Origin of the sequence: Vibrio sp. YT-16, assembly GCF_033337405.1 — a bacterium.
Classification (GTDB): domain Bacteria; phylum Pseudomonadota; class Gammaproteobacteria; order Enterobacterales; family Vibrionaceae; genus Vibrio; species Vibrio alginolyticus.
Genome location: NZ_JAWOQQ010000016.1, coordinates 16,022 through 30,106, shown reverse-complemented (window position 1 = coordinate 30,106; position 14,085 = coordinate 16,022). Strand labels below are relative to the sequence as shown.

The window sequence follows — 14,085 nt, the reverse complement described above, 5'->3', positions numbered from 1 at the left end:
TGTGGATAGCGCAAAAGTACAACAGTTATTAGAAGAAGCACTAAACCTTCAAGAAGTGCATGTGAAAGGTGAAGGTAGCCACTATGAAGTGGTTGCTGTTGATGCTTGTTTCGATGGAATGAGCCGCGTTAAGAAGCAGCAGCTAATTTATGCTCCTCTGATGGAATACATCCAGCGTAACGACATTCACGCATTATCAATCAAAGCGTTCACACCAGAAGAGTGGGCTCGTGATAAGAAATTGATGTCGCTTTAAGGTTTATTGATGGAAAAGTTTCGAGTTATTGGGTCAGATAAACCACTAGTTGGTGAAGTGACCATTTCAGGCGCAAAAAACGCAGCACTGCCGATTTTATTTGCGTCTATCTTGGCGGAAGAGCCAGTAGAAGTGGCAAACGTACCACACCTTCGTGATATCGACACAACCATGGAATTGCTTAAGCGTTTAGGCGCGAAAGTAAGCCGCAATGGCTCTGTTCATGTTGATCCAAGCAGTATTACAGAATACTGCGCGCCTTATGATTTAGTGAAAACCATGCGTGCTTCTATTTGGGCTTTAGGTCCTTTGGTGGCGCGCTTTGGTCAAGGTCAGGTTTCTTTACCAGGCGGTTGTGCCATCGGTGCCCGTCCTGTGGATCTGCATATTTCTGGTTTAGAGCAGCTTGGCGCAACCATTACATTAGAAGATGGTTATGTGAAAGCAGAAGTGGATGGTCGTCTAAAAGGCGCGCACATCGTGATGGATAAAGTCAGCGTAGGCGCGACGATCACCATCATGTGTGCCGCAGCGCTGGCGGAAGGCACAACAACACTAGATAACGCTGCGCGTGAGCCTGAAATCGTCGATACCGCTGATTTCCTAAATAAGCTTGGCGCAAAAATCTCTGGCGCTGGCACAGATACCATTACGATTGAAGGTGTTGAGCGCTTAGGCGGTTGTAAACACAACGTGGTTGCTGACCGTATTGAGACGGGAACATTCCTTGTCGCAGCAGCAGTATCTGGCGGTAAAGTGGTATGTCGCAACACTAATGCTCATTTGCTTGAAGCGGTTCTCGCCAAGCTGGAAGAAGCTGGCGCGCTTGTCGAAACGGGTGAAGATTGGATCTCCGTTGATATGACCGACCGCGAGCTAAAAGCGGTAAGTGTACGTACTGCGCCACATCCTGGTTTCCCGACGGATATGCAAGCTCAATTTACGCTACTGAACATGATGGCGAAAGGTGGCGGCGTAATCACTGAGACTATCTTTGAAAACCGCTTTATGCACGTACCAGAACTCATGCGTATGGGCGCTAAAGCTGAGATCGAAGGCAATACGGTTATCTGTGGTGATGTTGAGTCACTCAGCGGTGCGCAAGTGATGGCAACCGATCTACGAGCTTCGGCTAGTTTGGTTATTGCAGGTTGCATTGCTAAAGGCGAAACCGTCGTTGATCGTATTTACCATATCGACCGTGGTTACGACAAAATCGAAAATAAACTGGCTGCACTTGGCGCAAATATTGAGCGAGTGAGCTAGGCAAGTTAAACTGCACCGCAGGTAACTTGGATATCAAGAGAGCCGAAACCTGAGTTTCGGCTTTTTTATATCACTCTCATGACCATATTTTCCCTTTATGGAAAGAGAGATATTAATAGCTGTATCTGGCAAAAGCCGGTTCCTGGAGAACAAGAATGATTGCACTGTTACGTGTATTTGCTGTCGCTATCTTTGCGATTGTTATGTTTATTGGTGGTTGTGGTTACTGCCTATTAAGCCCTAGAAACCCTAAGCACGTTTTCACTTTTGGCCGTTTGTTTGCCAAGATGTCTCGTGTGTTTGGGATTAAGTTAGAGTTGCGTATCCCTGAAGATGCGTATTCACGCGGCCAACATGTTTACATTGCTAACCACCAGAACAACTGGGACATGTTTACTGTTTCTGCGGCTGTGACTCCGAAAGTTGTGACAGTAGGTAAAAAGAGCTTGGCTTGGATGCCACTGTTTGGTCAGCTTTACTGGCTTACGGGTAACATTCTGATTGACCGAGCGAATCGTTCTAAAGCAAAAGGTACTATCGATCAGGTCGTGAGCAGCATGAAAGAAAGTGATGTTTCGGTGTGGATGTTCCCAGAAGGCACGCGTTCTCGTGGGCGTGGTTTGCTTCCATTCAAAACAGGTGCTTTTCATGCGGCAATTGGTGCAGGTGTGCCAATCATTCCTATCGTATGTAGCTCGACGAATAAAATTAAGCTGAACCGTTGGAACAATGGTCATGTGATTGTTGAAATGCTACCTCCAATCAGCACTGAAGGCTATGGTAAAGAGGGCATTCGCGAGTTAGCGAATACCTGTCGTGAACAGATGAAAGAGAAGCTTGAATCGTTAGATGAAGAAGTCAAACAGCGCAACGCTGCTTAAGTTTTACTGCGATATCATCACGAAAAGACAATAAAAAGCGGGTAGCCTGAGCTACCCGTTTTTTTATGTTTGTCAGCAAGTGCAATTATTTGCGAACAGCGATTGCTTCAATCTCGATGCCAACATCTTTTGGTAGGCGAGCCACTTCTACACAAGAGCGTGCAGGGTAGTTTGCTACGCCGTGCTCATCAAAGAACTTGCCGTAAACTTCGTTCACTGTGCCAAAGTCATTTAGGTCTTTAACAAAAACCGTTAGCTTTACAATATCAGATACTTTAAGACCTGAAGATTCAACTACAGCCTTTACGTTTTCTAGAGACTGACGAGCTTGTTCTGCGATATCAGCAGACACTTCACCTGTCGCTGGGTTTACTGGGATTTGGCCTGAAGTAAGAACCATGTTACCTAGATCTACGCCTTGAACGTAAGGACCGATTGCTGCTGGTGCAGACTCAGTGTGAAGTACTTTCGTCATTTGATTTTTTCCATCAGTTGTAGGGAATAAAGATTCTCAGTTTGCCTCTAAACCCTCGGTAGGTAAAGAGCAAAATACCCTGACATTGCAGGGTATTTTAAACGTATCACAGCCTAGTCGTGCGGCGTGTTTATCGCTCGGTTACGATCTCGCGTGAGAACACTTTCTCGCAGTATTTACACTTTAGGCGGATTTCTTGTTTCTTCTCGAACACGCTAAAGCTGCTTTCTACTGGTTCATTATGAGAAATACAGTTTGAATTCGGGCATTCAAATACATCATTGATACGCTCAGGAAGCTCTAACGCGAGCTTTTTCACCACTTCATAATTCTCGATTTGATTCACGGTCGCGTGAGGAGCATACAACGCTAGCTTGCTCGCTTGCTCTTCATTGATAAACACATTTTCGATTTTGAGTAGATCTTTATGACCGAGTGCTGATGATGGCAAGTTCAGTCCAATCGTTACGCGTTGTGATGAATTGTGCATATCGAACAGTCTTAATACTTTGATGCCGATTTGCGCAGGGATGTGGTCGATGACCGTACCATTTTTGATTGCTTCTACCTGCAATTGAGTCTCTTTAGCCATGATTTTTCCCCTCGATTACAGTGTTTCGTTTAGAACAAGCGCCAGCAGTGCTTGGCGAGCATACACGCCATTTTGAGCTTGCTGGAAGAAGTAAGCATGAGGCGTTTTATCAACATCAGTTGTGATTTCATCCACACGTGGTAGTGGGTGCAGTACTTTCAAGTTCTCACGCGCGCCTTCTAGTAGTGCCGCCGTTAGGATGTAAGCCGACTTAATATGTGCGTATTCCGATTCGTCAAAGCGTTCTTTCTGTACGCGAGTCATGTACAGAATATCCAGTTCAGGAATCACACTTTCCATGTCTGTGTGTAGGCTATATTGAATGCCAGCTTCGTCTAGTTCTTCGCAGATGTAATCTGGCATTGCCAGCGCATCTGGTGCAACAAAGAAGAAGCGGATGTTGTTAAACTTTGCTAAGGCTTGAGTCAGTGAGTGCACTGTGCGGCCATATTTTAGGTCACCTACGAATGCGACGTTCAGGTTGTCTAGACGCCCTTGTGTTTCCGCGATGGTGTATAGGTCGAGTAGCGTTTGAGTTGGGTGTTGGTTTGCACCGTCGCCCGCGTTGATCACTGGCACGCCATTTGAAAATTCAGATGCCAAGCGAGCGGCGCCTTCTTGTGGATGACGCATCACAAAGGCATCGACGTAAGAAGAGATGACTTGTACTGAATCTGCGAGTGTTTCGCCTTTTTTCGCCAGAGAGGTATTACCATCATTATCAAAGCCAATCACGTCACCACCAATGCGCTGAATCGCTGTTTCAAACGATAAACGTGTACGTGTTGATGGTTCAAAGAAACAACTTGCAACGACTTTGTTTTTAATCAGTTCTGGTCGAGGTGCTTTTTTAAGGCTACCTGCTGTTTCTACGATAAGTTCCAGTTCTTCGCGTGAAAGCTCTGGAATAGAGATGATGTGCTTCTGGTAAAGCGAGTTCGCCATGATCTTCTTCCCTATAACATTGATGACTACATCCAAATAACCGAAAGGAATTTTGGACATAAAAAAACCTCCCCAATGGGGAGGTTTTAAAATTCAATAGAATTAACGAAAATAACACCACGTAAGCGTAGTCGCTTAGCGAGAGCAAATCGCGTTTTTACGTCAGCAATCAGCGTGGTCATTTCTTAATCCTCAGACAAATTGCCGAGCATTATACGCTTAACTTTCGTGAGCGCAAGCGATTACATCATGGTTTTTAGCGGCTGTTTTTGCGCGCTGGTTAGCTTCCTAGCGTCGCAACCATCACGGCTTTGATGGTGTGCATACGGTTTTCAGCTTCGTCGAATACGATGGAGTATTCTGATTCAAATACCTCTTCTGTTACTTCAAGGCCTTTCATGCCGTATTTTTCAGCGACTTCTTTGCCGACGGTGGTTTCATCATTGTGGAAAGCTGGAAGGCAGTGCATGAATTTCACATGTGGATTACCCGTTTGCTTAATCACGTCAATATTGATTTGATAAGGTGTCATTAATGCTACACGTTCATCCCATGCCTCGGCAGACTCACCCATAGACACCCAAACGTCGGTGTATAGGAAGTCACAACCTTTCACACCTTCCTCAACGCTTTCTGTTAACGTGATTTTTGCTCCGGTTTGTTGCGCGATAGTTTGACAAGTTGCCACGAGCTCTTCTTCAGGCCAGAACGCTTTTGGCGCGACAAGGCGAATATCCATGCCCATTTTCGCTGCGCCCACCATAAGTGAGTTACCCATGTTGTTGCGTGCATCACCTAGGTAAGCGAAGGTTATTTCATGTAGCTGTTTACCACGGCCGTGCTCTTGCATGGTCAGGAAGTCAGCAAGGATCTGGGTTGGGTGGAACTCATCCGTTAAACCATTCCACACTGGAACACCAGCATAAGTACCAAGCTCTTCAACAATGGATTGGCCAAAGCCTCGGTATTCAATCCCGTCGTACATACGACCAAGAACACGAGCGGTGTCTTTCATCGATTCCTTATGACCGATCTGCGAGCCAGAAGGGCCGATGTAAGAGACTTGAGCACCTTGGTCAAAGGCAGCGACTTCAAACGCACATCGGGTACGAGTCGAAGATTTCTCAAAGATTAGTGCGATGTTTTTACCTTGAAGTGTCTTCTGCTCTGTTCCTGCATATTTAGCTTTTTTCAGCTCTGTAGACAGTTCGAGCAAAAACTGGATTTCTTTGGTTGAGAAGTCCAATAGCTTCAAAAAGTTGCGGTTACGTAAATTGAAAGCCATAGCTCGTCCCTTAGTACATGTGATTAGATTAATAGAATTCATTAAAACATATAAATGCTTTTATTGTGAATAATTATTTTTAATTAAAGCTAAAAAAGGTTGATGTATTCACATCAACCTTAGTTTTGATTCACCTAATGTAAAGGGACGAGTAAGTTATATATCGTCTCGTTCTATTGGACAGCTCATACAGCGAGCGCCACCGCGACCACGACCAAGCTCGTTACCAGGTACTGTCAGTACTTTGATGCCAGCTTTATCGTATTTTTCGTTGGTGTATACGTTACGTTCGTAACCAATTACTACGCCCGGTTTTACAGTTAGAACGTTATTGGCGTCATTCCATTGTTCGCGTTCCGCTTCATAGCTGTCGCCACCAGTGGTGATGATTTTCAGCTGATCTAAGCCAAGAGCGGACTCAATCGCGTGCAGATAGTTATGTGAGGCTTCAACATGCATTTCACCGTTGCCTTTTGGTGTTAAGCGCCATGTGTCGAGATCTTTGCGCATGATCTCAGGGTAGACAGAGAAAGTATCTACATCCATATGGGTCATCACGGTGTCTAAATGCATACATGAGCGGTGTTTAGGCAGATCAATTGCAATCACTTCGGTCGCTTGGCCTGCTTTAAATAGGCTTGCTGCAAGGTTCTCTACACCTTGTGCAGTCGTACGCTCAGACATACCGATAAGAACTGCACCTTTACCAATAACCAACACATCACCGCCTTCGACATTCGCATTATCATAATGCAGATCATCGTCACCGAAGTATTTGATAAAATCTTGGCCAGCAAAAATTGGGTGCCAACGATAAATCGCACGTAAGTGGTTTGTTTCACGTTGGCGTGCAGGCATCATCATCGGGTTAAGAGAAACGCCGCCATAAACCCAGCATGAGGTATCACGAGTAAAGAGGTGATTAGGCAGTGGCTCAATAACAAAGTCGAGAGGACGCTTCATTTTTGGCAGCATAGAAGATGAGGAGATCGGTAGCTCTGAGTAAGCTAAGCCACCTAAAAAGATGCAGGCAAGGTGTTCATCATCCATTTCTGAAAAGTATTGGCGTAGGTCTCGCGCAAAGGTTGGCCCGTAACGAAAGTCAGAAATCTGAGTGTTCAGCAGCCATTGTTTTGCTTCTGGAACGGCGAGGGTTTCGACCAGTAAATCGTGGAGGAGAAGCACTTCAACGTCTTGCTCGCGCAGCGTACGTGCGAATGCATCGTGCTCTTCACCTGCCGCTTCTACAGCAAGAACGTCATCAAATAGCAACTCATGACAGTTTGACGGAGTTAAGTGGGTTAGGGCGCGTTCAGGGCGATTTAATAGAACTCGTCGAAGTTGACCAACTTCTGATCCAACGTACAGCTTGCTCATTTTGTATCCTTACAAATTTTCCAGCCATTAGTTATGACAAGCTTCCTAGAAAGATGCAAGTTATCAAGCTTTGTTTATATTCTGATATTTTTGACTTTGTGAGTTTTTTGTTTTTATTTTTGTTCTTATTAAATTTATTATTAGATATAAATGCTATTTTGCTAAAATTAGAGTGCGTGCGTTTTTATTCTAATTTTCCCGTTGAGAAAGAATACACGCACAGTGCATAAAACGTGCATTTTTATTCTAAATCATGCATTATTAAAGTGAATTTATTCGTTATGCTTCTTCGTTTTACACGTGAGTGTATTCAAGAAAGCATCATAAACACGCATAGAAAGAGAAAATAACAACATTAAGTGTCAATTAGGATGTTCTGAATATTAAAAAATGCCATTCTTTGTTAATTTTTTGTTTCTTTGTGTGGGCGGTTTAATATTTAGATTCAAATAACCGATAAGAATCGCAGTGGTATGATGTTTGTTTGTGGCTTTTCATCGCAATCCATGCCATATTTCACCGGATCAGCATACTCAGTATCGGGTATTGTGTTTCCATCAAGTAACTAATCTGGAGCCAAAACATGTCTCACGAAGATGAATATCTATCAGTAGAAGAATTAATTGAGATTCAAAAGGAAGAGACTCGCGATATCATTGCAGCATTGCTAGAAGATGGCAGCGATCCAGATTCGCTATACGAAATTGAGCACCACCTGTTTGCCGAAGATTTTGACACGCTAGAAAAAGCGGTAGTTGAAGCATTCAAGATGGGCTTTGAAGTTCTTGAAGCAGAAGAAACTGAAGATGAAGATGGTAACAAGTTGCTTTGCTGTGATGCGACTATGGAGTCCGCACTAGACGCAGAAGCGATTGATGCGCAAGTTGAAAAATTGATTCACTTGGCAGAAAAATACGACATCATCTATGACGGTTGGGGTACGTACTACGAAGGCGAAGATGCGCTTTACCCTGAAGAAGATGAAGACGACGAGTAATCAAAGCTCACTACTTTTGGAAAAACCAGCGTTTAACGCTGGTTTTTTTATACCTTGAAAAACTGACGAATGTGGAGGCGATAAATAATTCACATTGAGTTTATAGGGGATTTCTCCCTATAATGCGTGAAAATTGATCTAGCTCAAGGTGTATATGCAACTCTCACTCGCCGGTTTATGGCAAGTCTCTCCACTGACGGACCTTTCTATCCCACAGGATGACATTACTTTCCCTGCTCCTTTGAGTCAGGTATTGCCTGCTGAACTGACTGAAGAAGCGATTCGTCAGCAAGAGTGGCACCTGATGCACGACATTGAAGTGGACGAATCCATGATGGCATTCCCTGCGGTAGAAATGGTGTTGGGTGGTGTGGATTACCATGCAGAAGTGCGTTTGAACGGGGTAGCATTGTTTGACTGTGACGGCTCACAAAGCGTGTACAAGAAAGACATTCGTCCGTTCATGCAGATGGGGCGTAACCGTTTTGAGATCCTGTTCCTTGAGGAAGAAGAAGATCTTCTGTTGGATGAGGATAAACCTGAGTTGTGCTCACTTGCGGATCATGAATACCAAAAGAGTGACGAGCGCTTAGGGGTATGGCAAGAACCGTATCTGCAGTTTATTCGCAATGTGCGTTTAGACCGTGTAGCAACCGAGCAGATTTGGCACCACGGTGGTGGTTGTGAGTTTAAAGTCGACTTGTACTATCAAACTTTTGCGCCGGGCTTAGTATCGGCATCGGTTAAGTTTAATGGCATGACTTACCATATTCCTATCGATGTCCGAGCGGATCATGCGAGTGCTTTATTCCAGATCGAAGCACCAAAGTATGCCGATCTTAATGATCCCGATCCAAAAGATCTCTACGAACTCGTGGTGGAATTAGATGGGCAACGCCAAGCATTTAAAGTGGCACTTAGCCAAGAGCTCTGTGTTACCCACCTTGTACTTTAAGTTTGGGGATAAAGCGCTATAACGTTTTAAGCATCACGACTTCACATGCATCATGCCCCGTTTGTCCTAGCGGGGCATCGAGATGCTCAAAGCCTAGCTTTTCATACAAGCCTACCGCTTCTCTTAGACATTCTGTCGTTTCTAAATAGCACTGCTGATACCCAAACTGTTTCGCCAGTTGTAAGCTCAATGCGACGATGCGTTTGGCTAAACCGTGCCCTCGTGTTTGAGGTAAGAAGTACATCTTTTGTAGTTCACACACATTTGGCTCGCCCGCTAAAGGGGCAAAGCCACCGCCACCAATGATCTCTCCGCGATGTTCAATGACCCAATAGGCGGCCCCGCATTGATTGTAAACCGAATACATATCATCAAGCGTTGGATCGGCCACACCATAACCTTTGTCTGCGGTTAAGCCGTATTCTGCAGAGACTTTACGAATCACATCTGCGACTTGCGGGTTGTCTGCTTTAGTAAGAGGTCGAAGAACGTATTCCTCAGACTGACACACTTTTGTTAGCCCTTTTAGGTAAGTCTCTAGACCAAGTTTGAGTTGCTCTTGCTCGCTGTCATCGAGTTGGGTAAGCAGTTGTTCAAAGAAGTGGTTTTGCTGTTGGTCCAGTTGTGATAACGCCTGTTGGCCTTGCTCTGTAATCGCTACGAGTTGACTACGTTTGTCTTTTGGGTTTTCGATGCTCTCGACCAAACCTAATTTAATCAAACCAGTAACGGTTCGGCTCGCGTTGGACTTGTCGACATTAAGCTGCTGTGCCAGCTGATTGATGGTCAATGGCTGCAATTGGATTTCACCCAATGCGTGTGCTTGCACTGGAGTGAGAGCGACATCGCCGCATTGTTTATCAAGCATACCAAGCAATCGGACGGCTTGACGGGAGTAGTGTCGAAGTTGACGAGCGTTCATTATCACTTACCTCTAAAAATAAAGTTGCGCACCGCAATTAAATTAATTGCGGTGCGCAACCTTGTCAATGGTAAATGTCATTTTTCTCGTTAGGAGACGTAGTGAGCCTCCATGTTTAAGCGTGGTGATGTAAACAAAACTGCGGTGCTGGAGCTTTTTCTGATGATTTACGCATCCATACTTTCTCGTGGAAGTAGTAAGCCACCGTGTTCAAACTCGGCTCTAGCATCGCCATTACGCCGCCGACGAATGCATCACCTGTTAGTAAGTAAACCACGGTAAAAGCGACGCTGAAGTGCACGGTCGCAAAGCTTGCGGTTTTTAATTTGGTCATCCACTGACGAGCTTTAAGTGCTGGGACTTTTGCCCATGCCTTTTCATGAAAGTAGAAGGCTACGGTGTTCACTGAAGGCTCAATCATGGCAATTAAACTACCAATTAGAATGTCGCCTGTGAGTACGTAAGCGACACTAAATGCGATAGTAAAATGCAGTGCTGCGAAAGTTAGTGTCTTTTTCATGATAATTACTCAATCGTGTTTGTTTCGATGAGTTTATTATCGATAATAATTCTCATTAATGCTAATGGGTAATGAGTATTGTTGTGATAGGGGGAAGCTATTGATGATGGTTTTGGTGAAATGTATACAAAAAAGGTTGGCCATGATGACCAACCTTTTGAACCAAAAAGTGAGAAGTGTTAATTCTTCTCTTTCACTGAGGCTTAAAGCGCAGCGATCGTTGTCTTCTGCTCTTCTAGCTTAGCTAGCGTTTCTTTGTAGCCTTCAAGCTTCTCACGCTCTTTAGCAACAACTGCTTCAGGAGCTTTCGCTACGAAGCCTTCGTTACCTAGTTTGCCTTCGATACGCTTGATTTCGCCGTGCGTCTTCTTGATTTCGCCATCTAGACGAGCAAGCTCAGCATCTTTGTCGATCAGACCTGCCATTGGGATCATTAGCTCAGACTTAGCAACCAATGCTGTTGCACACGCTGGCGTTTCTTCGTCAGCAGCAAGTACGCGTACAGATTCTAGTTTCGCTAGAGACATTAGTACTTGTTTGTTTGCTTCTAGACGCGCAGCGTCTTCTGCGTTTGCTGCTTTCAGCATAACGTCGAGCGGCTTACCAGGGTTGATGTCGTATTCAGCACGTAGGTTACGGATGCTGGTAATGAACGCTTTCACCCATTCGATATCATCTAGCGCTTCTTGGTTGAAGTTTGCTTCGTCGAATTGAGGCAGTGCTTGCAGCATGATTGTCTCGCCTTCTACACCTTCAACTAATGGCTTGATGCTTTGCCAGATAGTTTCAGTGATGTAAGGAATCACTGGGTGAGCTAGACGTAGCGTCTTCTCAAGAACCGTGATGAGTGTACGGCGAGTACCACGCTGTTGCGCTTCAGTACCTTTCCATAGAACGGGTTTAGTTAGCTCTAGGTACCAGTCACAGAATTGGTTCCAGATGAATTCGTAAAGCGTGTTCGCAGCCATATCTAGACGGAAGTTGTCGATATGGTTGTTGAACGCTTTCGCTGCAAGTTCAAACTGAGACTCGATCCATTTGTCTGCTAGTGAGTATTCAATCTCACCACCGTTGAAGCCACAATCTTGCTCTTCTGTGTTCATCATTACGTAACGGCTTGCGTTCCATAGTTTGTTACAGAAGTTACGGTAACCCTCAAGACGCTTCATATCCCAGTTGATATCACGACCTGTTGATGCCATTGCTGCAAGAGTGAAACGTAGTGCGTCTGTACCGTATGCTTCGATACCGTTTTCAAACGTCTTACGAGTGTTCTTCTCGATCTTCTTCGCTAGCTGAGGTTGCATCATGTTGCCACAACGCTTCTCTACTAGAGACTCTAGGTCGATACCATCGATCATGTCGATTGGGTCAAGTACGTTACCTTTCGACTTAGACATCTTGTCGCCGTTTTCATCACGGATTAGACCAGTAACGTAAACCGTCTTAAATGGTACTTGTGGTTTGCCGTTTTCGTCTTTCACGAAGTGCATGGTCATCATGATCATGCGCGCAACCCAGAAGAAGATGATGTCGAAACCAGTTACTAGAACGTCTGAAGGGTGGAATACTTTCAGGTCGTCAGTTTGCTCTGGCCAACCTTGAGTACCGAATGTCCATAGTGCAGAAGAGAACCACGTATCCAGTACGTCTTCGTCTTGGTGCAGTTCAATGACTGACTCTAGGTTGTTGTTCTTACGAACTTCTTCTTCAGTGCGACCTACGTAAACATTACCTTGGTTGTCGTACCAAGCTGGGATGCGGTGACCCCACCATAGCTGACGAGAGATACACCAGTCTTGAACGTCACGCATCCAAGAGAAGTACATGTTTTCGTACTGCTTAGGAACAAATTGGATGTCGCCGTTTTCTACTGCTTCAACTGCAGTTTTCGCTAGAGGCGCAGTACGTACGTACCATTGGTCAGTTAGCATTGGTTCGATAACCACGCCACCACGGTCGCCGTAAGGAACTTGTAGATCGTGATCTTTCACTTCTTCAAGTAGGCCTAGCTCGTCGAATTCAGCAACGATAGCTTTACGAGCGGCAAAACGCTCCATACCGTGGTATTTAGCTGGTAGCTCAGTGCTGTAAGCGTCGCTTGCTTCGCCGTTGGTGTTGAATACTTCAGAAGCATCACGGATGTTTGCGTCGAAAGTCAGAATGTTGATCATTGGTAGCTGGTGGCGCTTACCTACTTCGTAGTCGTTGAAGTCGTGCGCAGGTGTGATTTTCACACAGCCAGTACCTTTTTCCATATCTGCGTGCTCATCGCCCACGATTGGGATGCGACGATCAACGATAGGAAGGATGATTTCTTTACCGATAAGATCTTTGTAACGTGGATCTTCTGGGTTAACTGCAACACCCGTATCGCCTAGCACGGTCTCTGGACGAGTCGTTGCAACAACGATGTAGTCTTTGCCATCGGCTGTTCTAGCGCCATCTGCTAGTGGGTAGCGGAAGTGCCACATGTGGCCTTTAGTGTCTTTGTTCTCTACTTCTAGATCTGAAATCGCTGTGTGTAGCTTTGGATCCCAGTTAACCAGACGCTTACCGCGGTAGATTAGATCGTCTTCGTATAGACGTACGAAGACTTCTTGAACGGCGTTAGATAGACCATCGTCCATCGTAAAGCGTTCACGATCCCAGTCTACAGATGCGCCAAGACGACGAAGCTGCTTAGTGATAGTGCCGCCAGATTCGCCTTTCCATTCCCAGATTTTGTCGATGAAAGCTTCACGACCGTAATCGTGTTTTGTTTTGCCTTCTTCTGCAGCGATCTTACGCTCAACAACCATCTGAGTTGCGATACCAGCGTGGTCAGTACCTACTTGCCAAAGGGTGTTTTTACCCTTCATACGTTCACAACGGATAAGCGTATCCATGATCGTATCTTGGAACGCGTGGCCCATGTGTAGGCTACCAGTGACGTTCGGTGGCGGGATCATGATGCTGTATGATTCTTTAGTAGTGTCACCGTGTGGCTTAAAGTAGCCTTTCTCTTCCCAAGTCTGATACAGAGCTTGTTCGATTGAAGTTGGGTTGTATGTCTTTTCCATAGCGCTCTTTTAATGGATACGTTGATGGTTGAATCTTAGTCAATCTTTATAAGTGAGGGATCTTAACAAGATCGCCTTAACTATAAGGATTGACCGTTAAGGATATTGAATTTCGATCGTTTGCAGCTGGTAACCTGCTTGACGGTAAATTTTATATCTTTCTCTTGCGAGTTGTTTAGCTTTTTCTTCGCAGGGCACGAAGTCTACCACTTGAGCAAACTTGTTCGCAAAGGTTGTCTCATTTTCCGCCAAATTAATTACCAGCTGACGGTTCCAATTAGGTTTTACACCTTCATGGCCGATTTCAATATTGGTGGCGTATTTCGGTCCCTCGCCTACGAGGTTATGTGCCATGAACTTGTCTGCATCAACTTGCCAAAAGGCTTCAGCGAGCTGCTCGGCGTGTGGTTTGTCTTGGCAGTTTAAATACACTTTAGCGCCTTGGCGAGCAAAGTGCTGAGCCAAAAACACGATGTATTCTTCAAAGCCAGCCACCGTTGCTTGCGGGCTCTCTTCGTTAATGATGTAGAAGGTTGCAGTTTGCATCATTCT

At 45.1% G+C, this 14,085-nt stretch carries 15 protein-coding genes; 5 read left to right on the top strand and 10 right to left on the bottom strand.

The window, feature by feature from the left end; genetic code table 11:
* Position 1 precedes the first annotated feature (1 nt).
* The 3 genes from ibaG (at position 2) to R7F07_RS20415 (ending at position 2,403) form a co-directional block, all read left to right on the top strand.
* Positions 2-256, top strand: a complete 255-nt coding sequence (ibaG, locus tag R7F07_RS20425) for a BolA family iron metabolism protein IbaG (RefSeq protein ID WP_005381092.1) — start codon at positions 2-4, stop codon at positions 254-256.
* A 9-nt stretch (positions 257-265) separates the two neighbouring features.
* Positions 266-1,522 (top strand): UDP-N-acetylglucosamine 1-carboxyvinyltransferase, encoded by a 1,257-nt coding sequence (gene murA / locus R7F07_RS20420; protein WP_005388419.1) that lies wholly within the window; start codon positions 266-268, stop codon positions 1,520-1,522.
* 155 nt (positions 1,523-1,677) lie between these two features.
* Positions 1,678-2,403 (top strand): 1-acylglycerol-3-phosphate O-acyltransferase, encoded by a 726-nt coding sequence (locus R7F07_RS20415; protein WP_171343292.1) that lies wholly within the window; start codon positions 1,678-1,680, stop codon positions 2,401-2,403.
* An 85-nt stretch (positions 2,404-2,488) separates the two neighbouring features.
* Here R7F07_RS20415 and R7F07_RS20410 read toward each other — a convergent pair whose 3' ends face one another.
* The 6 genes from R7F07_RS20410 to arcA form a co-directional block, all read right to left on the bottom strand.
* Positions 2,489-2,878, bottom strand: a complete 390-nt coding sequence (locus tag R7F07_RS20410; protein ID WP_005381087.1) for a RidA family protein — start codon at positions 2,876-2,878, stop codon at positions 2,489-2,491.
* 130 nt (positions 2,879-3,008) lie between these two features.
* Positions 3,009-3,470, bottom strand: a complete 462-nt coding sequence (pyrI, locus tag R7F07_RS20405; RefSeq protein ID WP_005381086.1) for an aspartate carbamoyltransferase regulatory subunit — start codon at positions 3,468-3,470, stop codon at positions 3,009-3,011.
* Positions 3,471-3,485: 15 nt separating this feature from the next.
* Positions 3,486-4,415, bottom strand: a complete 930-nt coding sequence (gene pyrB / locus R7F07_RS20400; protein WP_005381085.1) for an aspartate carbamoyltransferase — start codon at positions 4,413-4,415, stop codon at positions 3,486-3,488.
* Between the two features lie 86 nt (positions 4,416-4,501).
* Positions 4,502-4,597 carry a hypothetical protein gene (locus R7F07_RS20395; protein WP_005381084.1) on the bottom strand — a complete coding sequence of 32 codons (96 nt, stop codon included), beginning with the start codon at positions 4,595-4,597 and terminating at the stop codon, positions 4,502-4,504.
* Between the two features lie 98 nt (positions 4,598-4,695).
* Positions 4,696-5,700 (bottom strand): ornithine carbamoyltransferase, encoded by a 1,005-nt coding sequence (locus tag R7F07_RS20390; protein WP_005381083.1) that lies wholly within the window; start codon positions 5,698-5,700, stop codon positions 4,696-4,698.
* A gap of 156 nt (positions 5,701-5,856) precedes the next feature.
* On the bottom strand, positions 5,857-7,077 hold the full coding sequence (arcA, locus tag R7F07_RS20385) for an arginine deiminase (RefSeq protein ID WP_005381082.1): 1,221 nt from the start codon (positions 7,075-7,077) through the stop codon (positions 5,857-5,859).
* Positions 7,078-7,660: 583 nt separating this feature from the next.
* On the opposite strand from arcA, the gene rraB reads away from it, so the two are divergent.
* The gene (gene rraB, locus R7F07_RS20380; RefSeq protein WP_005381081.1) at positions 7,661-8,074 is read left to right on the top strand and encodes a ribonuclease E inhibitor RraB; all 414 of its coding nucleotides are present in this window, start codon (positions 7,661-7,663) and stop codon (positions 8,072-8,074) included.
* 154 nt (positions 8,075-8,228) lie between these two features.
* Complete coding sequence (locus R7F07_RS20375; RefSeq protein WP_050941213.1) at positions 8,229-9,029, top strand: glycosyl hydrolase 2 galactose-binding domain-containing protein; 801 nt, start codon at positions 8,229-8,231, stop codon at positions 9,027-9,029.
* Between the two features lie 16 nt (positions 9,030-9,045).
* On the opposite strand, the gene R7F07_RS20370 is transcribed toward R7F07_RS20375, so the two are convergent.
* From R7F07_RS20370 to R7F07_RS20355, 4 genes are all read right to left on the bottom strand, one after another.
* On the bottom strand, positions 9,046-9,951 hold the full coding sequence (locus R7F07_RS20370) for a bifunctional helix-turn-helix transcriptional regulator/GNAT family N-acetyltransferase (RefSeq protein ID WP_080996155.1): 906 nt from the start codon (positions 9,949-9,951) through the stop codon (positions 9,046-9,048).
* A gap of 115 nt (positions 9,952-10,066) precedes the next feature.
* Positions 10,067-10,471, bottom strand: coding sequence for a DUF2061 domain-containing protein (locus tag R7F07_RS20365; protein ID WP_005381078.1), 405 nt, complete (start codon positions 10,469-10,471; stop codon positions 10,067-10,069).
* A gap of 203 nt (positions 10,472-10,674) precedes the next feature.
* The gene (locus R7F07_RS20360) at positions 10,675-13,533 is read right to left on the bottom strand and encodes a valine--tRNA ligase (RefSeq protein ID WP_171343291.1); all 2,859 of its coding nucleotides are present in this window, start codon (positions 13,531-13,533) and stop codon (positions 10,675-10,677) included.
* A gap of 96 nt (positions 13,534-13,629) precedes the next feature.
* Positions 13,630-14,079 (bottom strand): DNA polymerase III subunit chi, encoded by a 450-nt coding sequence (locus tag R7F07_RS20355; protein WP_031777270.1) that lies wholly within the window; start codon positions 14,077-14,079, stop codon positions 13,630-13,632.
* Positions 14,080-14,085 lie beyond the last annotated feature (6 nt).

Coding starts and splice junctions, on each gene's coding strand:
- murA (WP_005388419.1), top strand. CDS start 266: ATGGAAAAGTTTCGAGTTATTGGGTCAGATAAACCACTAGTTGGTGAA.
- R7F07_RS20415 (WP_171343292.1), top strand. CDS start 1,678: ATGATTGCACTGTTACGTGTATTTGCTGTCGCTATCTTTGCGATTGTT.
- R7F07_RS20410 (WP_005381087.1), bottom strand. CDS start 2,878: ATGACGAAAGTACTTCACACTGAGTCTGCACCAGCAGCAATCGGTCCT.
- pyrI (WP_005381086.1), bottom strand. CDS start 3,470: ATGGCTAAAGAGACTCAATTGCAGGTAGAAGCAATCAAAAATGGTACG.
- pyrB (WP_005381085.1), bottom strand. CDS start 4,415: ATGGCGAACTCGCTTTACCAGAAGCACATCATCTCTATTCCAGAGCTT.
- R7F07_RS20395 (WP_005381084.1), bottom strand. CDS start 4,597: ATGACCACGCTGATTGCTGACGTAAAAACGCGATTTGCTCTCGCTAAG.
- R7F07_RS20390 (WP_005381083.1), bottom strand. CDS start 5,700: ATGGCTTTCAATTTACGTAACCGCAACTTTTTGAAGCTATTGGACTTC.
- arcA (WP_005381082.1), bottom strand. CDS start 7,077: ATGAGCAAGCTGTACGTTGGATCAGAAGTTGGTCAACTTCGACGAGTT.
- rraB (WP_005381081.1), top strand. CDS start 7,661: ATGTCTCACGAAGATGAATATCTATCAGTAGAAGAATTAATTGAGATT.
- R7F07_RS20375 (WP_050941213.1), top strand. CDS start 8,229: ATGCAACTCTCACTCGCCGGTTTATGGCAAGTCTCTCCACTGACGGAC.
- R7F07_RS20370 (WP_080996155.1), bottom strand. CDS start 9,951: ATGAACGCTCGTCAACTTCGACACTACTCCCGTCAAGCCGTCCGATTG.
- R7F07_RS20365 (WP_005381078.1), bottom strand. CDS start 10,471: ATGAAAAAGACACTAACTTTCGCAGCACTGCATTTTACTATCGCATTT.
- R7F07_RS20360 (WP_171343291.1), bottom strand. CDS start 13,533: ATGGAAAAGACATACAACCCAACTTCAATCGAACAAGCTCTGTATCAG.
- R7F07_RS20355 (WP_031777270.1), bottom strand. CDS start 14,079: ATGCAAACTGCAACCTTCTACATCATTAACGAAGAGAGCCCGCAAGCA.